16 protein-coding genes and 1 pseudogene are annotated in these 21017 nt (G+C 59.7%); 10 read left to right on the forward strand and 7 right to left on the reverse strand.

The window, feature by feature from the left end; all coding sequences use genetic code 11:
* Positions 1-986 precede the first annotated feature (986 nt).
* Genes J7E36_RS05085 through J7E36_RS05110 form a run of 6 tightly spaced genes read left to right on the forward strand, consistent with a single transcriptional unit; the run spans position 987 to position 7310 of the window.
* The gene (locus J7E36_RS05085) at positions 987-1352 is read left to right on the forward strand and encodes a GtrA family protein (protein WP_215000514.1); all 366 of its coding nucleotides are present in this window, start codon (positions 987-989) and stop codon (positions 1350-1352) included.
* Positions 1349-2818, forward strand: a complete 1470-nt coding sequence (locus J7E36_RS05090; protein WP_231286399.1) for a UbiA family prenyltransferase — start codon at positions 1349-1351, stop codon at positions 2816-2818. Before J7E36_RS05085 ends, J7E36_RS05090 begins: the two co-directional genes overlap by 4 nt.
* A gap of 55 nt (positions 2819-2873) precedes the next feature.
* A complete protein-coding gene (locus tag J7E36_RS05095) occupies positions 2874-4190 on the forward strand; it encodes an FAD-binding oxidoreductase (RefSeq protein WP_215000515.1) in 1317 nt (438 codons plus the stop codon).
* The gene (locus tag J7E36_RS05100; RefSeq protein ID WP_215000516.1) at positions 4187-4927 is read left to right on the forward strand and encodes an SDR family oxidoreductase; all 741 of its coding nucleotides are present in this window, start codon (positions 4187-4189) and stop codon (positions 4925-4927) included. Before J7E36_RS05095 ends, J7E36_RS05100 begins: the two co-directional genes overlap by 4 nt.
* Complete coding sequence (locus J7E36_RS05105; RefSeq protein ID WP_215000517.1) at positions 4924-5895, forward strand: lysylphosphatidylglycerol synthase transmembrane domain-containing protein; 972 nt, start codon at positions 4924-4926, stop codon at positions 5893-5895. The genes J7E36_RS05100 and J7E36_RS05105 overlap by 4 nt, the downstream gene beginning before the upstream one ends.
* Positions 5895-7310: a glycosyltransferase family 39 protein gene (locus tag J7E36_RS05110; protein ID WP_215000518.1), complete on the forward strand. Its 1416-nt coding sequence runs from the start codon at positions 5895-5897 to the stop codon at positions 7308-7310. The genes J7E36_RS05105 and J7E36_RS05110 overlap by 1 nt, the downstream gene beginning before the upstream one ends.
* A gap of 40 nt (positions 7311-7350) precedes the next feature.
* Here J7E36_RS05110 and J7E36_RS05115 read toward each other — a convergent pair whose 3' ends face one another.
* From J7E36_RS05115 to J7E36_RS05140, 7 genes and pseudogenes are all read right to left on the reverse strand, one after another.
* On the reverse strand, positions 7351-8970 hold the full coding sequence (locus J7E36_RS05115) for an FMN-binding glutamate synthase family protein (protein WP_215000520.1): 1620 nt from the start codon (positions 8968-8970) through the stop codon (positions 7351-7353).
* Positions 8971-9265: 295 nt separating this feature from the next.
* Positions 9266-9934 carry an ATP-binding protein gene (locus tag J7E36_RS25480; RefSeq protein ID WP_435304156.1) on the reverse strand — a complete coding sequence of 223 codons (669 nt, stop codon included), beginning with the start codon at positions 9932-9934 and terminating at the stop codon, positions 9266-9268.
* Between the two features lie 57 nt (positions 9935-9991).
* Positions 9992-10078, reverse strand: a pseudogene (locus J7E36_RS25485) (hypothetical protein); the annotation flags it as partial.
* A gap of 590 nt (positions 10079-10668) precedes the next feature.
* Entirely contained in the window at positions 10669-12471 is a 1803-nt protein-coding gene (locus J7E36_RS05125; RefSeq protein ID WP_215000524.1) for a DAHL domain-containing protein, read from the reverse strand.
* Positions 12468-13427: a cytochrome-c peroxidase gene (locus J7E36_RS05130; protein WP_215000526.1), complete on the reverse strand. Its 960-nt coding sequence runs from the start codon at positions 13425-13427 to the stop codon at positions 12468-12470. Before J7E36_RS05130 ends, J7E36_RS05125 begins: the two co-directional genes overlap by 4 nt.
* Positions 13428-13467: 40 nt before the next feature.
* Positions 13468-15342 (reverse strand): EAL domain-containing protein, encoded by a 1875-nt coding sequence (locus tag J7E36_RS05135; RefSeq protein ID WP_215000528.1) that lies wholly within the window; start codon positions 15340-15342, stop codon positions 13468-13470.
* A complete protein-coding gene (locus J7E36_RS05140; protein WP_215000530.1) occupies positions 15339-17630 on the reverse strand; it encodes a GGDEF/EAL domain-containing response regulator in 2292 nt (763 codons plus the stop codon). The genes J7E36_RS05135 and J7E36_RS05140 overlap by 4 nt, the downstream gene beginning before the upstream one ends.
* 228 nt (positions 17631-17858) lie before the next feature.
* Here J7E36_RS05140 and J7E36_RS05145 point away from each other — a divergent pair, with 228 nt between their 5' ends.
* From J7E36_RS05145 to J7E36_RS05160, 4 genes are all read left to right on the forward strand, one after another.
* Complete coding sequence (locus tag J7E36_RS05145; protein ID WP_215000532.1) at positions 17859-19223, forward strand: HD domain-containing phosphohydrolase; 1365 nt, start codon at positions 17859-17861, stop codon at positions 19221-19223.
* A 210-nt stretch (positions 19224-19433) separates the two neighbouring features.
* On the forward strand, positions 19434-19841 hold the full coding sequence (locus J7E36_RS05150; RefSeq protein ID WP_215000534.1) for an NUDIX hydrolase: 408 nt from the start codon (positions 19434-19436) through the stop codon (positions 19839-19841).
* Between the two features lie 24 nt (positions 19842-19865).
* Complete coding sequence (locus J7E36_RS05155) at positions 19866-20504, forward strand: LysE family translocator (protein ID WP_215000536.1); 639 nt, start codon at positions 19866-19868, stop codon at positions 20502-20504.
* Positions 20501-20998 (forward strand): GNAT family N-acetyltransferase, encoded by a 498-nt coding sequence (locus J7E36_RS05160; RefSeq protein ID WP_215000538.1) that lies wholly within the window; start codon positions 20501-20503, stop codon positions 20996-20998. Before J7E36_RS05155 ends, J7E36_RS05160 begins: the two co-directional genes overlap by 4 nt.
* Positions 20999-21017: the final 19 nt, after the last annotated feature.

The following is a 21017-nucleotide window of genomic DNA, read 5'->3' on the forward strand; positions in this document are numbered from 1 at the left end:
CTGCGTGGGAATGCATCCCGTGACGCTCTGCGTCACCTTCGAAGCGGAACGCGGAGCGTCCCTGGCGGCATTCCCACGCGGAGCGTGAGGAACGATCAGCGGCTCCGCTGCCTGAACGCTCACGGCCCGGCAACCTGATCATTCCCACGCTCTGCGTGGGAATGCATCCCGTGACGCTCTGCGTCACCTTCCCGAAGCGGAACGCGGAGCGTCCCAGGCGGCATTCCCACGCGGAGCGTGAGGAACGATCGCTCAGCGGCTCCGTTGCCTGAATGCTCACGACGCTGCAACCTGATCGTTCCCACGCTCTGCGTGGGAATGCATCCCGTGACGCTCCGCGTCACCTTCGAAGCGGAACGCGGAGCGTCCCTGGCGGCGTTCCCACGCGGAGCGTGAGGAACGATCAGCGGCTCCGCTGCCTGAACGCTCACGGCCCGGCAACCTGATCGTTCCCACGCTCTGCGTGGGAATGCATCCCGTGACGCTCCGCGTCACCTTCGAAGCGGAACGCGGAGCGTCCCAGGCGGCATTCCCACGCGGAGCGTGAGGAACGATGGTTCAGCGGCGCCGCTGCCTGATCACTCACGGTCCCGCAACCCGATCGTTCCCACGCTCCGCGTGGGAATGCATCCCGTGACGCTCTGCGTCACCTCCCCGAAGCGGAACGCGGAGCGTCCCTGGCGGCATTCCCACGCGGAGCGTGGGGAACGATCGTTCAGCGCCGCTGCTTGATCGCTCACGGTCCCGCAACCTGATCGTTCCCACGCTCTGCGTGGGAACGCATCCCGTGACGCTCTGCGTCACCTTCCCGAAGCGGAACGCGGAGCGTCCCTGGCGGCATTCCCACGCGGAGCGTGAGGAGCGATCACTCGGCGCCCCCGCCGCCTGTCGGAAATAGCTGCGAACCTGTAAGTTCTGACAGTAGACCGTCCCTGCATGGTGACCTAGCTTTTAAACCCGCCAACGGGTAAGAGCAAGGCTCGACGATGAGGGGATTCTCTGCATTGATGGTCATCGGCCTGGCCAATGGACTGATCCATTGGCAGGTCTTTTTCGTGTTGCGTAGCGCTGTCGGGCTGAGCCAGGCGGTCAGCAACCTGATGGCATTTTGTGTGGCGACAGCGTTTTCATTCTATGTGAATGCGCTCTACATTTTCGAACCTGGGGCGCCTCGGCGTGGTTATTTGCCGCTCAATGCTGCAATGGCTGGCTTGAGCTACGGTATTGGAGCTGCCGGCGATGCCCGAAACCTGCCTGGATGGGTGGCGTTGGTTTCGTTTTCGTTGCTGAACCTGGCGATCGGCTATGGTTTTTTCCGGTTTGTCGTGTTTCGTCGTCGTGATCACGTATGAACGCCTGCGACCCAGTGTTGCAGCCCATGACGGAGGACCGTTCAGCTTCGCTGCCCTTTGTTGTCGACCTGGATGGCACACTGCTCAAGTCTGATCTGCTGTTTGAATGCGCCATGGCGTTTGTCCGCAGCCAGACTTGGCGCTGCCTGAAAGTTTTGGTCTGGGTGCTGCACGGCAAAGCCTACCTGAAGAAACAGCTGGCTCAATCGACGCATGTCGATGTCAGCCTATTGCCCTACAACCAGGGCGTGCTGACCCTGATCGACGAACAGCGCGGGCTAGGCCGTAAGATCGTGTTGGCCACCGCCAGTTATCATTCGTTGGCGCAAAGGATCGCCGAGCACTTGCAGGTGTTCGACGAAATATTGGCGACTCGCCTGGAATGCAATCTGTCAGGTCCGCACAAGCGTGACCGATTGATTGAATTGTTCGGCCAACAAGGCTTCGATTACGTCGGTAACGCACTGGACGATCTTGTGATCTGGCGCTCGGCCAGGCTTGCTTATGTGGTCAACCCTTCAGCATCTGTCGAATTGGCCATCCTGAGCCTGGACAATGTCGTGGGACTGATCCGCTCCGGCACGACGGGGTTTGGCGAATGGCGAAAGGCCTTGCGCCTGCATCAATGGGCAAAGAATGCACTGATTTTCGTGCCGTTGCTGGCCGCGCATCAGATCACCAACCCGCTGCTGCTATGGCATGGCTTGCTGGCATTCATATCGTTCGGGTTATGCGCTTCCGGCGTTTATATACTCAATGACCTGCTGGATCTGGAAGACGATCGAAGGCATCCAACCAAACGGAACAGACCCTTTGCAAGTGGATGTCTGTCGATCAAGTCGGGCCTGGCGATTTGTCCATTGCTGTTGATCATATCGCTCGGCGGCGCCTGGTGGTGGCTACCTTCACAGTTCGTTTTGGTGTTGGCGTTTTATTACGCCTTGACGCTGGCCTATTCGTTCAAGTTGAAGCACGTCATGCCCCTGGACGTGATCACACTGGCGTTGCTCTACACCTTGCGAATCATCGCTGGTGGCGCGGCCTTCGGTTTGGAACTGACGGCATGGATACTTGCGTTTTCCATGTTTATTTTCCTGAGCCTCGCTTTGGTCAAGCGCTATACCGAACTCCTGGTGGTCTCGCGCAACGGCGTTACCGATAAAGCCAGCGGTCGGGATTATTACCCGGGCGATATGGCGATGCTTTCATCGCTAGGCGCGGCTTCCGGTTATCTCGCGGTGCTGGTTTTGGCACTGTACATCCGCGACGGCGCAACCGTTGCTCTGTATGAGCGTTCACAAATCATCTGGCTTGCCTGCCCCTTGTTGCTGTTCTGGATCACTCGGATCTGGATGCTGACTCATCGCGGATTAATGAAGGAGGACCCGGTGGTGTTTGCGCTCAAGGACCGATTGAGCCTAGCCGTAGGGGTGTTGTTTTGCCTGATTTTCTGGAGTGCGACATGAACGATTGTCTTAATGCTGCCGGCCTTCTCATTGATACCGCGCAGTCGTGCCTGCCATGAGCTTATCGGTGAGTTCGTGGGGGCAATATCCCGCTGAACCGCAAATCGCTCATCCCTGTGCCTGGCGAAATGAGCTGGATGATCAGTGGCTGCGAGTGAGTGAAGTCCATGGCTCGACATTGCCGTTCGGTAACGGCCGCAGCTACGGCGACAGCTGCTTGGCCAGCAATGGCCATGTGTTGCACATGCGTCCCTTGGGTCGGTTCATCGAGGCCAATTGGCAAACGGGAGAGATCTGCGCCGAGGCGGGGGTCACGTTGGGTGAAGTGCTGCAGCTGGCGGTTCCTCGCGGGTGGTTTTTGCAAGTCACGCCTGGAACCCGTCATGTGACGCTGGGTGGAGCGGTGGCCAACGATGTTCATGGTAAAAATCACCACTGCCGTGGGACGTTTGCCCACTCGGTCTTAAGTTTTGGATTACACAGGTCCGAGCAACCTCTGACGGTGTGTTCCCCAACGGAAAATCCCCAGTGGTTTGCGGCTACTCTCGGCGGATTGGGTCTGACGGGCATTATCAGCTGGGTCAGCATTCGTCTGCGCAGAATCCAGTCCAGTCGGATCGATACGACCCGGGTGCGATTTGGTCGGCTGAGGGACTTTTTCGCACTGGCGACAGAGCTCGATGCATCCCATGAATACAGCGTGGCCTGGATTGATTGCCAGGCCAAGGGCTCTGCGTTGGGGCGCGGTGTCATGATCGTAGGGGACCACTGTGAGCACGGACCGTTGGAAGTGCCGACGACCCGTGCCATGACTTTACCCGCCCCGTCTCCGGTGTCCTTGGTCAATCCATTCATGGTGGGATTGTTCAACCGCTGTTACTGGCACATGCAGCCGGCCAGCAGGAAAAACCAGACGCTTGCTTACAGTCCGTTTTTTTACCCGCTGGATAGCATTGAGCACTGGAACCGGATCTACGGCCGCAAAGGATTCCAACAGTTCCAGTGCGTAGTACCACAGGCGGTTGCCGAGGAGGCCTTGGCGCAGTTGCTCGAGGTCATTGCCCGTAGCGGACAGGGATCTTTCCTGGCGGTACTCAAGCGTTGTGGTGATATCGCCTCCCCGGGATTGTTGTCCTTTCCGATGCCCGGGACCTCGCTGGCGCTGGACTTTCCCCAAAGCGGCGCCCTGAACAACACTTTGCTGGCGCGGCTGGACGCTATTGTCCATGAGGCGGGCGGCCGGTTGTATCCGGCCAAGGATGCGCACATGAGCGCCCGCGATTTTCGCCAAGCCTATCCCGCCTGGGAGCGTTTGGAGGCAATGCGCGACCCGGCATTGATGTCCCGTTTCTGGCAGCGAGTGACACAATGAAAAAAATCCTGATCGTGGGGGCTGCTTCTGCCATTGCCTGTGCTTGTGCACGACGGTGGGCGATTGAGCAGAGCGAGTTCTTTCTGGTTGCCAGGGATGAGTCAAAACTGCTGCAAACCTGTGCCGATCTTAAAGCGCGAGGTGCAAGCAGGGTTATCCCCTGCGTGACGGACCTGGGCAATATCGATGCACAGGGCATCATGCTGGAGCAGTGCCTGGCTGCGATGCAATCGGTGGATATCTGTTTGATTGCTTATGGATCTTTGCCCAATCAACACGAATGTGAGCGAAGTGTCGAATCGGCCATGGCCGAGTTCGCCAATAATGGCAGTTCGGTGATTGCCTTGCTGACTCGTCTGGCGAGTCTGATGATCGTTCAGCGCAGTGGCACGCTGGCGGTTATTTCTTCAGTTGCCGGGGATCGCGGACGCCCCTCCAACTACGTGTATGGCGCAGCCAAGGCGGCCGTTTCCACATTCTGCGAAGGTCTGCGCGCGCGGCTGTTCAAGTCGGGCGTGCATGTGATCACCATCAAACCCGGCTTTGTCGATACGCCGATGACCCGCGGATTGGCGTTTCCGGCTTTGCTGGTGGCGCAACCGGAAGCAGTCGCTGGTCGAATTGTCGCGGGCATCGAACGCAAGGTCTCGGTGCTTTATGTACCAGCGTTCTGGGCGTTGATCATGTGTCTGATACGGGCATTGCCGCAGTCACTGTTCAAAAGGCTCAACCTGTGAACCCGGCCGTGACTTTGACAGGATGGCGCTATCAGTTTTTGATCGGTTCGGCGATCTGCTCGGCCCTGGCTTACCTCGCCATTTCCCTTTGGGGTGGGTGGACGGCGGTGAGCGGGGCTGTCAGTCGGGTAGGGTGGTGGAACGGCGCGCAAATAATCGTCTTGGTTCTGCTTGGCTATGGGCTGCGTTTTTTGCGCTGGCAGGTTTATCTCAGAGCCTTGGGACATACGTTGCCTTGTTGGCCCAGCTTGAAAATCTATCTGGCGGGATTTGCATTGATTACAACACCCGGCAAGGCGGGCGAGGCATTACGTGGAGTCCTGTTGACACGCTGGGATGTGCCTTATGCACACAGTTTTGCTGCGCTATTGAGCGAGCGGTTTTCGGATTTGCTGGCGATGGTTGTTTTGGCGCTGCTGGGCTTGAGTACTCACCCCAAATGGCTACCGATGATAGTGGCCACTCTGGCGTTACTGGTCTGCGGCGTACTGGTGATGGTGCGTCCAGAACTATTGAGCAGCATTACCCGCCGCATCGACAGAGGAAGTAGCTGGATGTCCCGGATGCTGCGCTATCTCGTTCGGGTGTTGTACCAGGCACGCAGGTGTCATACCCCACGTCGACAGATTGTCGCGACGTTGTTGAGTCTCATGGCCTGGGGGCTCGAAGTGTTGGCGTTCTACTGGATCTTGAGGGCTGTGGGAGCGGACGTAGCTCTCACATCGGTCATGTTCATTTACGCCATTTCCATGCTGGTTGGTGCCCTGAGTTTCATGCCTGCCGGACTGGGCAGTACCGAAGCGGTAATGGTGGCTTTGCTGGTGTCGGGTGCCGTTGCGATGGCAAGTGCAATTGCAGCGACGGTTCTGTTGCGGATGGTGACGTTGTGGCTGGCGGTGGGGCTGGGGGCTGCATGCTTGATCGGGCGGGAACGATCGTTACCTGGACGCCGACGTGGAGAACAATAATGATCATGAAAACAATTCCAAAAAGTGGGCTGATGTATCTATCGTTGGCAGGCGCAATGATCGTCGGTTGTTATTTGAGATTGCATAACATCGATACGCATGGACTTTGGCTGGATGAAGCATTCAGCGTGGCCGTCAGTGATCCGGATAACAGTTTCAAGCGGGTTTATGAACGCACGTTACTGGATGTGCATCCACCCCTCTACCAGGCGCTTTTATGGCTCTTTTATAAAGCCTTTGGTTACGCTGAGATAAGCGGAAGGTACCTGTCGGTTTTTTTCGGTGTCTTGCTGATACCCAGCGTTTTCTGTTTGGGTTGGAAGTTTTTTGGACGACGGACAGGACTGATTTGTGCGTGGCTGGTGGCGGTTAATTTTTATTTGATAACGTACTCTCAAGAAACCAGGTCGTATGCATTATTGGTTTTACTCGTCGTGCTTTCGTTCTTGGTTTTTCTGACCCTGTTGCATAACCCTACAGCCTTGAATGCAGGTGTGTATGCAGTCGTGGCGGCAATGCTGGTGAATACCCACTATTTCGGTTTTTTTCCAGTGCTCGCCCAGATTGGATTGTTTTATCTGATGTATGGCCGAAAAGCTTTTCGAAGGAAGATGTTCTTGAAGTTTTTGGCTGTTGGGCTATTTGTCCTCCTGACCCTGCTTCCGAGCGTTGGGTATATAGCGGCTAATATCGGGCGGAGTGGGTTTTGGGTGCCGGCGCCGGATGATGATTTTTTTATTGACCTATTTGCGCTGTACTTTGGTAATAAAATCCTTTCCGTTATGGTCGCTGTTTTAATGATGTTCGGGCTTTTGGATATTTTCAAAGGCAGTGAGAGGAAAGAGTTTTTATGGTTTTTTATTCTGTGGGTAGGACTATGTGCGATGGTTCCCTATATGCGATCTATATATATCCAGCCTGTACTGACGATGCGTAATCTTATTATAGTGTTGCCTGCATTGTTGATGCTGGCGGGGTATGGCCTCGGTCTTTTGCGAGATCAGGTGCTTTTTTATAGTGTCATGATTGCTGTTTTTTGTTTTTCGTTAACGCCTTTATTCACGGGGAGCAAGCCTGTCCATACTTTTAGGAATCAATTGCCTCCCGTCAGCCAGATGCGTGATGTCATACACTTGATACCAGGTGAATGCGCTGATCGAGCACTATACTCGTTTGCACAGGTGGAGACTCAAGGGTATGCGAAGGTTCTTGGCTTGGAGTTGAAGATTAAGAGCGTCAGTGAAATGGAGAAGGATATTGAGACCGCCGCGCAACCACTGGAATTTTGTTTGTTAAGCACACACGGAATTTGGATACCCGACGCGGAATATAGGAAGAAACATGGTTATCATTTTGTGGGTGAACGTACAGTCGGGGACTCATCAATAACTAAGTACCGGACTGACATTCGATGAGGGGCGTTTGCGTAACACTGGATGCCCGGTGTCACGCAAACTAAGCTGCGGCGATCTCTCCCGGCTCAAAACTGTCCGCCCGCGCCATCTGCCACATCCGCGAATAAAACGCCCCATTCACCTCACCCGTCAGCAGCTCCCCCGGCTTCAGGAACACATGCAACTGGGAAAACAACTTGATCTCCGTGGCGGACATGCGCCGCACCAGGTGCTTGGGTTGCAACTGCGAAGGATGGTCCAGGCCCGCAGCAGCAAGCATTTCGGCCAGGGCCTTGAGGGTGTTGCGGTGGAAGTTGTAGACCCGCTGGGCCTTGTCGGGCACCACCAGGGCACGCTGGCGCAAGGTGTCCTGGGTGGCGACGCCGGTGGGGCATTTGTTGGTGTGGCAACTTTGCGACTGGATGCAGCCAATGGCGAACATGAAGCCGCGCGCGGCATTGGCCCAATCGGCGCCGATGGCCAACACGCTGGCGATGTCGAAGGCGCTGACGACTTTGCCGCTGGCCCCCAGCTTGATCTTGTCCCGCAGGTTCAGGCCTACCAGGGTGTTGTGCACGAACAACAAGCCCTCGCGCAACGGTACGCCGATGTGGTCGGTGAACTCCACCGGTGCCGCGCCCGTGCCGCCTTCCTTGCCGTCCACTACGATGAAGTCGGGCAGGATCCCGGTTTCCAGCATGGCCTTGGCGATGCCCATGAATTCCCAGGGGTGGCCCAGGCAAAACTTGAAGCCCACCGGTTTGCCGCCCGACAGCTCACGCAACTGTTGGACGAAGTGCATCAATTCCAGTGGCGTGGAAAACGCGCTGTGGCGGGACGGCGAGACGCAATCCTCGCCCATCAGGATACCGCGGGTCTCGGCGATTTCCCGGGTGACCTTGTGCTTGGGCAGGATCCCGCCGTGACCGGGTTTGGCGCCCTGGCTCATCTTGATTTCAATCATCCGCACTTGCGGGTTCTGCGCCTGAACAGCGAAGCGCTCCGGGTCGAAGCGGCCATCGCTGGTGCGGCAGCCGAAATAACCGCTGCCCAGTTCCCAGGTCAGGTCGCCGCCGTGTTCGCGGTGGTAAGGGCTGATGCTGCCTTCGCCGGTGTCGTGGGCGAAGTTGCCCAGTTTCGCCCCCTGGTTCAACGCGCGGATGGCGTTGGCGCTCAGGGAACCGAAGCTCATGGCCGAGATGTTGAACACCGAGGCCGAATACGGCTGGGTGCATTGCGGGCCGCCGACGGTCACGCGAAAGCCGCTGGGGTCGCTCAACGGCGCCGGCCGCATGGAGTGGCCGATGAATTCGAAGCCGGTCTGGTACACGTCGATCAGGGTACCGAACGGTTTGTCGGCGCTTTCGTTCTTGGCCCGGGAGTAGACCAGCGAGCGCTGTGCCCGGGAGAAGGGCAGGGCATCGCTGTCGGATTCGAGCAGGTACTGGCGGATCTCCGGGCGGATGCCTTCGACCAGGTAGCGGATGTTGCCCAGGATCGGATAGTTGCGCCGCACCGCATGGCGGCTTTGCAGCAGATCGAACAGCCCCAGCAGGCTCAACAGTCCCGTCACCAGCACCATTGGCCAGAGCCAGTCGTGTTGCAAAAACGGCAGGCTGGCGAGGGTGAAAATCACACAGCCGGCAAAGAAGGCGTAACGGCTCAGCAGCGACAGGCTCATGCGGTTTCCTTGGGGTCGAGCATTGGGTGGTGCAATGGGGTATTCGGGAACGAACAGACCTGTGGCGAGGGAGCTTGCTCCCGCCCGGGCGCGCAGCGGCCGGTCTTGGGGATTGCTGCGCAATCCAGCGGCAGCAAGCTCCCTCGCCACGGTAATCAGTGCTTCATGGCATCGGGCATTCTGCGCTGGCAGCGAAACGCTAGGCAAGCCTCTGGTGGGTAGAGGATTTCATGTGCTGAGGGCGTTATCTGTGGTTCGCTAAATCCCCCCGCCACCCTGAGACCAGGCAGGGCCATCACCCCGCCAACTTCATCTGCCGCACCGGCAACTCCACCCGGAACGTCGTGCCCACCCCCACTTCACTGTGCACGGTGATCTCGCCATTGTGCTTTTTCACGATGCCGTAGGACAGCGACAGCCCGAGCCCCGTGCCTTGGCCGATGGGCTTGGTGGTGAAGAACGGGTCGAAGATTTTCTGCAGGGTTTGCGGGGGGATGCCCGAGCCGTTGTCGGCGACTTCGATCCACACGGTGTCACCGTCGACACCGTTGCGCAGGGTGATGGTGCCACGTTCGGGGCCGATGGCCTGGGCGGCGTTGACGATCAGGTTCATGATCACCTGGTTGATCTGCGACGGCAGGCATTCCACTTCCGGCAGCGGGGAGTATTCCTTGACCACGTCGGCCTTGTACTTGATTTCATTGGCGACGATGTTCAGCGTCGAATCCATGCCTTGCTGCAGATTCGCCATCTGCCATTCCTGAGTGGAATCGACGCGGGAGAAGTCCTTCAGGTCCTTGACGATCTGCCCGACGCGGCTGATGCCGTCCTTGGATTCCTTGATCAGCAGCGGAATGTCCTCGACGAGGAAATCCAGCTCCACTTGTTCGCGCAGCTTCCTCAAGGCCACCAGCTGTTCTGGCGAAGCAATGGCTTGCTCGGCGTTGCCGTAGGCGTTGAGCATTTCCTGGAGCTTGGCGAAATAGCCGTCCAGGGCGCCGAGGTTGGAAGAAATGAAGCCGATCGGGTTGTTGATTTCATGGGCCACACCGGCCGCCAGTTGCCCGAGGGAAGCGAGCTTCTCCGATTGCACCAACTGGGTTTCGAGCATCTTGCGTTCGTCGATTTCCATCTGCAGCAGCTCGCTGGCCTGTTTGAACGCCTGGGTCCGTTGTTCCACCAGGTCTTCGAGCTTGCTCATTTTCAATTGGGCGCGGGAGGTCATCGCCCATTTGGTGGTCAGGGTGTTGGCCATTTGCTGGACTTCGATGTTGTCGAAGGGTTTTTTCAGGATCAGCAGCCGGTCGTGGCCATTGAGACGGTCCAGCAGTTCATCCCACGAGTAATCCGAATAGGCGGTGCAGACCACCACTTGCAACAGCGGGTCGCGCTTCCAGAGTTCTTCGATGGTCTTGGCGCCATCCCAGCCTTCGGGCATGCGCATGTCGACAAAGGCCAGGGCATAAGGACGCTCTTTCGCAGCCGCTTCGAGCAGTTTGTTCAGGCCTTCCTGGCCACCGTAGGCCGAGTCGAGTTCGAACACGGTGGCGACCGGTTTCGGTGCCTCGCCGAACAGCGCGGTTTCCATGTCCTGCAAGTCGGTGTTGGTCTCATCCTCCGGCGTGAGGATCTTGCGGAAATCGTCATGGATGGCCGGCGTATCGTCGATCAACAGAATGCGGCGGTTAGTCAGGTTATTCATGGCTCACCTTCGGCGAGCTTCAGCGGGATCTGCAATTGGAAGGTCGCCCCCTTGCCAGGCCCCTCGCTGTGGGCGGTCAGTTGGCCGTTCATTTCAATGGCCGCCAGTGCGCAGCTGTGCAGGCCAAACCCGTGGCCTTCCTTACGCGTGGTGAAACCGTGGGCGAAGATACGTGTCATGTTTTCCTCCGGGATGCCTTCGCCTTCATCCTTGACGCTGATCTGCAAGGTCTCGCCATTCACCACTGCAGCCTTCAGGGTCATGTTTCGCGCATGGTTGGAAACCCCCGCCATGGCGTATTTGGCATTGCTGATCAGGTTGATCAGGATCAATAGCAGGCGGTGCTTGTCACCCATGATCCTGGGGACGTCGCCATACTCCTTGAGCACCGTAACATGATGTCGGGTCAGGGCGCCCGAGTTCATGCGCAAGGCGTCTTCGAGCAGTTCGCTGACGTTCAGAGGCTCCAGCAGGCTGTTGGCCCCGGCATAGGATTGTTGGGTGGAGACGATGTCCTTGATGTGGTCCACGCTCTTGCTCAACTGCGCCAGTTCGTCGCTCAGGCCCTGCTGCTCAAGGGCGATGGCCTCCACCAATTGGTTGAGATAACCGGGCAACAGCTTGCCTTTCTCGTCTTCGGTAAGGAAATGCCCCAGGTCATGGGCATGTTCGTTGATCAGTTGCATCGCCTTGCCCAAGCCCAGCGTCTTGCTGCTGCGCAGTTTGCGGCTGACCAGGTCGGCGGAGATGTTCACGCTGTTGAGCACGTTGCCGACGTTGTGCAGCACATTGGTGGCGATTTCCGCCATGCCGGCCTGGCGGGCGGTGTCCATCAGTTCGCTCTGGGTGTCCTTGAGCTGGCGGGTGCGTTCTTCAACCCGTTGTTCCAGTTCGTCGTTGGCGGTTTTCAGGGCGTTGTTGACCCGCTTGATCTCGGCGAAGCTGCGCATCAGCCGGATCGCCAGCCAGATCAGGATCATCACCAGGAACGTCGCGAACAGCATCAGGTAGATATGGTTGCGCTGGTGGAAGGCGGCAGCGGTTTCCTGGTCCTTGTCGAGCAGGCTGGTGATGGCGTCGAGTCGATCCGACACGGGGACCGCTTCGATGCCCTGCAACAACTCGTTGACCTGGGGTTGTTCGCGCAGTATCAGCGCGATGTGCCGGGCCAGGATGGTCACGGCCTTCTGGAGCCCCGAGGGCAGGCGCTCCTTGTTGATGTCCAGCCGGTTCAGGCCCAGCAGCACCTCGGCGGCCGTGTCCTGGGTGGTGATCTGGGCGAACTCCATGCTGCTGAGCAGCAAGTCGTAGGTGTCGATGGCGACATTTTGCAACTGCAATCTTTCCTCATCCGAGAGCCGGGCGAACTGGCTCTGGATATCGTCCTCGGCAGCCGGCAGGAAAGACAGGGAGTTGCGCAGTACCGCATGGTGCGACTTGAACTTTTCCACCAGGCGGGTCTTCTCCTTTACCGCTTTCAGGTAGTCGTCGCGCTGGGTGTCCCACAGCGCTGGCGCGTGGCGACCCGGGGCTGATTCAATGGCATCCAGGCGCTGCCACAGGCGGGTTATTTCGTGCAGCGGCGAGACCAGGGGGTCGTAGTTGTGGATCAGGGCGATCCGGGTCTTGAGTACCTCATTGTCCCAGATGGCGTCCTGTTGCTTGAGCTGCCGGACCAGGTCCCGGGATTCAATGTACGAGGCGGCCTGTTGCGCACCCGATTGGATATACATGAACAGCAGGATCGAAAGGAGTGATACGCCAATGAGCACCAGACCCAGGCGGTGAAGGGCTTTCATAGGGGCTTGCCCTCCCATTCGCCGGTCAGGGTCTTGAGGAACTCGACGATCAGCTCCGTATCCTTGCCGACGGGCTCACGGCCCAACTGGTACTTGAACATCACTTCCACCGCCTGTTCCAGCGTGGCCGCCGAGCCTTTATGGAAATACGGCGCGGTGACGGCGACGTTGCGCAGGCTCGGCACTTTGAACACCTGGCGGTCCGCTTCATCACCGGTGACGTTGAAGCGGCCGCCGTCGGCTCGGGTGGGGTTGCCCAGGTCGGCAATGTAGTCACCCATGACGCCGAACTTCTGGAACATGTTGCCGCCGATGTTCACGCCTTGGTGGCAAGCGATGCAGCCGTATTCCTTGAAGCGCTGGTAGCCGAATTTTTCCCGGGGCGTGAGGATGTCGGTGTTGCCCAGCAGGTACTGGTCGAAGCGTGAGTTGGGGGTCAGCAGGGTGCGTTCGAAATCGGCCAGGGCACCCTGGATGTTAGGCAGGGTCACGCCGTCGGGATAGGCTTGCTTGAAGTCCTTGGCGTAGCCCGGGTCATCGCCGATGCGCTTGACCACGGCTTCCCAGGTGCTGCCCATTTCCGTGGGACTGGTGACCACGATATGGACCTGTTCTTCCAGCGTGTCGACACGGCCGTCCCAGAACTGGTGGAAATTCAGGCTGGCGTTGAACACGGTGGGCGTGTTGACCTCCACCGGTTTGCCGTCGAAACCCAGGGACTGCGGTTTGTCATCGGCGCCACCCTTGTCCAGGCGGTGGCAACTGGCGCAGGACAGCGTGTTGTTGACCGACAACCGTGGATCATGAAACAGCCGTTGGCCCAACTGGACGCGCCTGGGGTCCAGGGCTGGAACGGGCGGCAGCGGTTTGAGCGGTTCGTCCAATGGCTCGGCGTGAGCGGCCACGCTTAAGCCCATGAACAGGCCGAGAGCCAATAACAGTCCTGGTGACGCCATCGGATGCTTCCTTGAACATGGGTTGATGGAGCAGGCTATTTCATGAAAACGGGTTCGGGCGCTGTTCCCACTCGGCCATCCATTGGGCGAAGGCTTGCGGCTCCACGGGCTTGCTGAAGTAATACCCCTGGGCCTCCTCGCACTGGTGGGCGCGGAGAAAATCCAATTGCTCCAGGGTCTCCACGCCTTCGGCAATGATCTGCAGGTTCAAGCCCTTGCCCAGACTGATGATGGTGCTCACCAGCTTTGCGTCATTGCTGTCGATGCTCAGGTCGCCGACGAACGACTGGTCGATCTTCAGCACATCCACCGGAAATTTCTGCAGGTAACTCAGGCTCGAGTAACCGGTGCCGAAATCGTCGATGGCCAGCCTTACGCCCAGTTGCTTGATGGCCCTGAGAATGGCGACGGTGGTGTCGACGTTCTGCATCAGCACGCTTTCGGTGATCTCCAGTTCTAACTGTGTCGGGTCCAGGCCCGTTTCCTTGAGGGTGCGGGCGATGCCTTCGACGAAACCGCGCTGGCGAAAGTCGATGGTCGAGACGTTAACTGACAGGTACAGCGGCCGCATCCCCTGGGCTTGCCACTTGACCGCCTGTTGGCAGGCTTCCTGGAGCACCCATTGGCTCAGCGGCACGATCAGTCCGCTGTCCTCGGCCACCGGGATGAAGTCCGACGGGTAAACCAGGCCATGATCCGGGCGGTTCCAGCGCACCAGCGCCTCGACACCGACCACCTTGCCGCTGATGAGGTCGAGCTTGGGTTGGTAATGCAGCACGAATTCCTTGCGTTGCAGCGCCAGGCGCAGACCGGATTCGATGGTCTGCTGCTGGCGGGCCCGGCGGTTCATGTCTTCGGTAAAGAAACGGTAGTCGTTGGGGCCGGTTTCCTTGACGTTGCGCATCGCCGTTTCGGCTTTCTTGATCAGCGCCACGGCGTCGAAACCATCGGTCGGATAGACGCTGACGCCCAGGCTTGCGGTGACGGTCAGGTCATGGCCATCGATCGGTTGGGGCGTGCTGACCGCCGCCAGCAGTTTTTCCGCCACGCCCTTGGTCTGCTGCGAGTCGGCGATGTCACCCAGCACCACCACGAACTCATCGGAGCCGTAGCGAAACACCGAATCGGACTCACGCACCACGGTCGCCAGCGCCCGGGCCACGCGCTTGAGCATTTCATCGCCCACCGGGTGTCCGAGGGCGTTATTGACGCGCTTGAAGCGGTCCAGGCCGATGAACATCACCGCCAGTTGCCGATCGTGTCGGCGGCACTGGGCCATGGCCTGGGTCAGGCGATCGCCCAGCAACATGCTGTTGGGCAGTTCGGTGAGCACGTCGTATTGCAGCAGGTGGGAAACCTTGAGCAGTTCCTGGACCCGTTCTTCAATGGTGCGCTCCAGGCTGCGCATTTTTCGCGCGGCATCCTGGGCCAACTGCCATTTCCAGGTCATGGCGCTGGCCATCTGGCGGATTTCCAGGGTGTCAAAGGGCTTCTTGAGGATCAGCAACTGATCGTCGAACTCGATCCGTTCGGCCATGGTTTCCCAGGTGTAATCCGAGAACGCCGTGCACAGCGCGATTTGCAGCCGTGGGTCAGCTTTCCAGAGTCGCTCGATGGTCTGCAGGCCGTCCCAACCCGGCGGCATGCGCATGTCGGCGAACACCAGCGCATAGGGCTGGCCTTCGGCCTGGGCCCGCTTGACCAGCTCCAGCGCCTCTTCACCCTGGTAGGCCGAGTCGATCTGGAACTGCAGCCGGTTGACCTGGGGTGTGCCGAACAACAGGCTCTCGGTGTCGTCCAGCGAGTCATCATTGCCGGCGCTGGGGCTGAGGATCTTGCGAAAGTCCTGGTGGATGGCCGGCGTGTCGTCCACCACCAGGATTCGCCTGTTCGCGGGTACCGATAATGGGTTCATGGGTTGCTCTCCGATAACTGGCTCGCCGGTCGGGTCCAGTGGTCGGCCACGGGGACGATGGTCCCGGCCTTGAGCAGTTCGGCGGCCTGGTCACTGTCGACCACGGTACTGAAGTAATGTCCCTGGGCCAGCATCGGGCCGCCGCTGGCCATCAGCGTCGTGCGTTGCTCCTGGGTCTCGACGCCTTCGGCAATGATCCCGATGCCCGTATCCCGGGCGAAGTTGATGATTGCCCGCAGGGTCGTGGCGTTGCCAGGGTCGGCGTTGGCGCTGTCGAGAAACCGCTGGGCGAGCTTGAGGTGGTTGACCCGGTAGGTCTTGAGGTAATCGAACGAGGAATATTCGGTGCCGAAATCATCGATGGCTATCTGCACGCCCAATTCACACAGGCGCGGTAGCACGTCGTTGTGGGTCCACTTGGTCTGGGCCAGGGTCCCTTCGGTAACGTCGAAGCGCAGGTCCCAGGGCGCCAGTTCCCAGCGGGCTGTGGTGCGCAGCACGTCGTAGATCAGTTCCGGGCCGGTCTTGAGCTGGGTCAGGGACAGGTCGATGGCGATCACCGGGGGCGCCATGTTCAGGTCGCGCCATTTGCGCATCTGCTGGCAGGCCTGGTCCAGCACCCAGTGCCCCAGGCCAATGATGATCCCGGTCTTTTCAGCGGCCGGCATGAATGCCGCCGGCTCCAGCCAGCCACGTTCGGGGTGGTTCCAGCGCACCTGCACGCCCATGCCGAGGATCTTGCCGGTGCCGAGGTCGACCTCCGGCAGGTAATGCAGGTGCAGCTCGTTGTTCTCGATGGCCTGGCGCAGCTCATTGGCCAGGGCGACGCGGTCGGTGACTTCCTGGTTAATTTCCTCATTATGGAAGTGGTATTGGTTGCGGCCCTTTTCCTTGGAACGGTACAGGGCCATGTCGGACTGGGCCATCAGGCTGTCGGCGCTCAGGCTCTGCGGCGTGTACAGGGCGATGCCGATGCTCACCGAGATCCGCGCGTCGTTGCCGTCCAGGGAGTAGGGCGCCACGAGGGCATCACGGATTTTCGCCGCCAGCGCGGCGCAGTGGGTCGGTTCATGGACGTCCAGTTGCAGGATGGCGAACTCGTCGCCGCCCAGGCGTGCCACCACGTCGTTTTCGCGGGTACAGGCCTTGATGCGCGCGGCGACTTCCTGCAACAGCAGGTCGCCGATGGGGTGGCCGAGGGTGTCGTTGATCCGCTTGAAGTGGTCCAGGTCCAGGTAGAACATCGCGAACGCCGCTGCCCCCCGCCGGGCCGCGGCGAACGCCTGGTGCAGCCGTTCGATCATGGTGGCGCGGTTGGCGAGTCTGGTCAGACCGTCGGTGCGGGCCAACAGGGCGATTTTTTCCTCGGCCAGCTTGCGTTCGGTGATATCGAGAATGATTCCCTCCACCTCCAGCAGTTGACCGTGCTCGTTGCGCACCGGGATGTAGCGGTTCTCCACCCAGCGGAATGTGTCATCACCGGTGCGCATGCGAAACTCGATGGACGCGCCGGCGTTGTCCCGGTCCAGGACGCGGACCATGGCGTTATCGATCTTCGGCTGGTCGTCGGGGTGAATGAGCATCTGCGCCCAGTCCGGCGAGCTGACCAGTTGCGCCGCGACATGGCCGAACTTGGTGATGTTGTGAGACATGTACATCAACGGGAACGGCGGCTCGCCGCGCAGGCGATAGAGGATGGTCGGGCTGTTCTGCACGATGATGTTGGCGTCGGCCAGCTCCCGGGTGCGCTCCTGGACCGCCTGTTCGAGCATGTCCATCTTCAGTGCGGCGTCTTCGGTCATCTGCCATTTGACGGTCAGGGTGCTGGCCATCTGGCGGATTTCGATGGCATCGAAAGGCTTTTTCAGGATGAGCAAGCGATCGCCCAGTTCTAGGCGGTCGGCGATGTCCTCCCAGGAATAGTCCGAATAGGCGGTGCACAGCGCCACTTGCAGCTTGGGGTCGGCGCGCCATAGCCGTTCGATGGTTTCCAGCCCGTCCCAACCGGGCGGCATGCGCATGTCGATGAAGGCCATGGCGTAGGGCTGCCCCTGGGCCAGTGCCGTTTCGACCTTGTTCAGGGCTTCCATGCCCTGGAAGGCCGAATCGAGCATGAAACTCTGGCTGGCGACCGCCACCGGCGCGCCGAACAGAGCCTCTTCGGCACTGCTCAGGTTGTCTTCGGACGGCGCGTGGGGGCTGAGGATCTTGCGAAAATCCTCATGGATCGTCGCGGTGTCGTCGACGATCAGGATCCGCCGATTGGCTCTTTCCGACGGCAGGCTCATGGCCGTGCACCGTGGGGATGCTGACTATGGAACCGTGGGTACATCTGATATCCCTTTCGCTGGCATGAGTATTCTGGCCTGTACATGGCCCTTCATGGGGTAGAGCATAGCCGGCTCATCAGGATGCGCTCGGCCAGTGATGGCAAATCGTGCCTAAATGTTTGCAATCTACTAGCCTGTCTTTCGGGGGTACGGTAGAACGGTTGTCGTGATTAGGAGGGGGTTCCAATGGAAGATCAATCGCCGGATGTTCCGGTAAAGAAGCCGACGGTGCTGTTGGTCGATGACGAAGAGTCTATTCTCAACAGCCTGCGGCGGTTATTGCGCAGCCAGCCCTACGAGATCCTGCTGGCCGACAGCGGCGCCAAGGCCCTGGAAATCCTCAAGGAGCGGCCGGTCGATCTGGTGATGACCGATGCGCGCATGCCCAACATGGATGGCGCCACGCTGCTGGCGCAGATCCGCAAGTTGTATCCATCGACCTTGCGCATCCTGCTCACCGGTTATGCCGATGTGGACATGATGACCAAGGCCATCAACGACGGGGGCTTGTATCGCTACCTCAGCAAGCCCTGGAACGATGACGAACTGGTCCAGGCCCTGCGCCAGGCCCTGGCTCACCAGCATTCCGAAAGCGAACGCCAGCGCCTCGAAGCGCTGAACCGCGAGCAGAATCAGCAACTCAAGACGCTCAACGCCACGTTGGAAAAACGCGTGGCGTCGCGCACTTCCGAGTTGCAGCAGACCGCCGACATGCTTGACCTGGCCTACGACGAACTCAAGCGCAGCTATGTGACCAGCACCGAAGTGTTCTCGCTGATCGCCAACCTGCGCCTGCCCAAGGCCAAGCAGACCAACCGGCAGATCATCGAGTTGATCCGGGTCTACAGCCGTCTGCATTTTCTTGACGAATCCACGGATCGCGACCTGACCATGGCGGCGGCGCTCTACAACATCGGCAAGCTGAGCTGGACCGATAACATGATGACCACGCCGGCCGACTTGCTCCATCACACTGAGCTGGACCTGTATCGCGCTTATCCGAAGCAGAGCGAATCGCTGCTGATGACCCTGGACCCGATGAAAGACGCGGCACGGATCATCCGTCATCACCAGGAGCGCTGGGACGGCAGCGGTTTCCCCGAGCACCTGAAGGGTGACGCCATTCCGTTCGGTTCGCGGCTGTTGAAGCTGGCGGTGGACTTCATCGAGCTGCAGCGCGGGTTGATCCTCGAACGGCAGATGAACAGCGATGAAGCGCTGGTCTACATCCGCAAGTACGCCGGCAAGCTGTACGACCCGGACATGATCGAGGACTTCATCAAGGCCTGTGGCGAATACCTGGAAGACGTGACCTTGTCGGACCCGACGGTGAAGGTCATGACCACTCGGGAGCTGGCCGCCGGGATGGTCCTGGCGCGCAACCTCAACGCCGACAACGGCATGCTGCTGCTCAACGCCGGCAAGGTCCTGAGCGGGCCGCTGGTGGATAAGCTCATCGCCTTCGAAGCGATGGAAGGCGCTCGCTACAGCGTATTCGTCAAGATTCCCGAGGAAGAGGATCCTTCGGTGCCGAAGCCGATGTTGGGGTGACCGCGCTCTGATAGACGATACAGTCCAACCTGTGGGAGCGAGCTTGCTCGCGATAGCGGTGTGTCAGTCAACGGGTTTACAACAGACAATCCGCTATCGCGAGCAGGCTCGCTCCCACAGGGCTTCATGCTGATCCTGAAATCGGGAGCGGGCTTTGCGGCCGCTGCCCCGGGCTGTAATCTTCCTGGTTTTCCCGCCAAGGCCGACCCCATGACAGATTCCCTCATCCACATCGCCGCCGCCCTGTTGATCGGGCCGGACGGTCGGACCCTGCTGGTGCGCAAGCGCGGCACCCGGGCGTTCATGCAGCCGGGAGGCAAGATCGAACCCCACGAGCAACCGGTCCAGGCCCTGGCCCGGGAGCTGGAGGAAGAGCTTGGGCTTGTGATCGACCCGGCGCAAGCTCGTTACCTGGGGCCGTTCAGTGCGCCGGCGGCCAATGAGCCCGGGTTTACTGTGCAAGCTGAAGTGTTCTTGCTGACCCTCGACACCGTGGTTTCGCCGGCTGCCGAAATTGAAGAAGTGCGCTGGATCGACCCGGCCGGTGATGGAGATCTTTGCCTGGCGCCGTTGACAGGTGAAGTGATCCTGCCGTTTTATCGAGCCTCCATCGCCTGACCTGCTGATTCAAGGACGGATTTCATGATCCCATTGCCGGACCTGCTGATTTTTGCCGCCGCCGCGTTGCTGATGGTGCTCACACCCGGCCCGAACATGATCTACCTGATCTCCCGTTCGATCTGCCAGGGGCGCAAGGCCGGGGTTACTTCGCTGCTGGGCGTGGTGGCGGGGTTCTTCGTCCACCTGTTCGCGGCGGCGGCCGGGCTGACGGCGGTGTTCCTGGCAGTGCCCATGGCCTATGAAGTGCTGAAGTGGGCCGGTGCGCTCTACCTGCTGTGGCTGGCCTGGCAGGCCGTGAAACCGGGCGCTCGTTCACCCTTCGAAGCCCGGCAGCTGCCGGCGGATTCGACTCGCAAGCTGATCACCATGGGCTTTCTCACCAGCGCCCTGAACCCGAAGATAGCGGTGTTCTACCTGTCGGTGTTTCCGCAGTTCATCAGCCCGGAACATGGTTCGCTGTTCACCCAGAGCATCGTCCTCGGGCTGACCCAGATCGGCGTGAGTTTCAGCGTCAACCTGCTGATAGCGTTGTTTGCCGCCGGCATCGCCTCGTGGGTTGTCCACAACCCGCGCTGGCTGGCCGTGCAGCGTTACGTCATGGGCTTTGTGCTCGGTGCGCTGGCGCTGCGCCTGATGCTCGAGCAACGGCGTGCGGCATGAGCATTCGACGGCTGCGGGCCGGCGATGCCCCGGCGTATCGCGCGTTGATGCTTGAGGCGTACGCGCTGCACCCGCAAGCCTTCACCTCCAGCGTCAGAGAGCGAGCGGCGCTGCCGATCAATTGGTGGGAGTCGCGCCTGACCAGCCGGGTTGACGTGTTGCTGGGAGCATTCGTGGGCGTTGAGTTGGTCGGTATCGTCGGCCTGGCCCTGGAGCCTCGGGAAAAAGCCCGGCACAAGGCGCTGCTGTTCGGCATGTATGTCGGTACCGCCCATTGCCGCCAGGGGCTGGGCCAGCAACTGGTGCAAGCCGCCCTCGCCGAAGCCCGCCGCCACAGCTTCTTGCGGCTGGTCCAACTGACCGTCACCGCCGGCAACGACTCGGCGGTCAAGCTCTACCAGCGCTGCGGTTTTGTGCTGTATGGGCTGGAGCCGATGGCTATTCGGGTGGACGACGAATACTTCGACAAGATTCACATGTGGCTTGAGCTTTAAGGCCCCATCGCGAGCAGGC

The organism is Pseudomonas fluorescens (genome assembly GCF_018614775.1).
Taxonomy (GTDB): Bacteria; Pseudomonadota; Gammaproteobacteria; order Pseudomonadales; family Pseudomonadaceae; genus Aquipseudomonas; species Aquipseudomonas fluorescens_BY.

Coding starts and splice junctions, on each gene's coding strand:
- J7E36_RS05125 (WP_215000524.1), bottom strand. CDS start 12,471: ATGAAAGCCCTTCACCGCCTGGGTCTGGTGCTCATTGGCGTATCACTC.
- J7E36_RS05140 (WP_215000530.1), bottom strand. CDS start 17,630: ATGAGCCTGCCGTCGGAAAGAGCCAATCGGCGGATCCTGATCGTCGAC.
- J7E36_RS05100 (WP_215000516.1), top strand. CDS start 4,187: ATGAAAAAAATCCTGATCGTGGGGGCTGCTTCTGCCATTGCCTGTGCT.
- J7E36_RS05115 (WP_215000520.1), bottom strand. CDS start 8,970: ATGAGCCTGTCGCTGCTGAGCCGTTACGCCTTCTTTGCCGGCTGTGTG.
- J7E36_RS05150 (WP_215000534.1), top strand. CDS start 19,434: ATGACAGATTCCCTCATCCACATCGCCGCCGCCCTGTTGATCGGGCCG.
- J7E36_RS05135 (WP_215000528.1), bottom strand. CDS start 15,342: ATGAACCCATTATCGGTACCCGCGAACAGGCGAATCCTGGTGGTGGAC.
- J7E36_RS05160 (WP_215000538.1), top strand. CDS start 20,501: ATGAGCATTCGACGGCTGCGGGCCGGCGATGCCCCGGCGTATCGCGCG.
- J7E36_RS05110 (WP_215000518.1), top strand. CDS start 5,895: ATGATCATGAAAACAATTCCAAAAAGTGGGCTGATGTATCTATCGTTG.
- J7E36_RS25480 (WP_435304156.1), bottom strand. CDS start 9,934: ATGCTCAACGCCTACGGCAACGCCGAGCAAGCCATTGCTTCGCCAGAA.
- J7E36_RS05145 (WP_215000532.1), top strand. CDS start 17,859: ATGGAAGATCAATCGCCGGATGTTCCGGTAAAGAAGCCGACGGTGCTG.
- J7E36_RS05085 (WP_215000514.1), top strand. CDS start 987: ATGAGGGGATTCTCTGCATTGATGGTCATCGGCCTGGCCAATGGACTG.
- J7E36_RS05090 (WP_231286399.1), top strand. CDS start 1,349: ATGAACGCCTGCGACCCAGTGTTGCAGCCCATGACGGAGGACCGTTCA.
- J7E36_RS05095 (WP_215000515.1), top strand. CDS start 2,874: ATGAGCTTATCGGTGAGTTCGTGGGGGCAATATCCCGCTGAACCGCAA.
- J7E36_RS05130 (WP_215000526.1), bottom strand. CDS start 13,427: ATGGCGTCACCAGGACTGTTATTGGCTCTCGGCCTGTTCATGGGCTTA.
- J7E36_RS05155 (WP_215000536.1), top strand. CDS start 19,866: ATGATCCCATTGCCGGACCTGCTGATTTTTGCCGCCGCCGCGTTGCTG.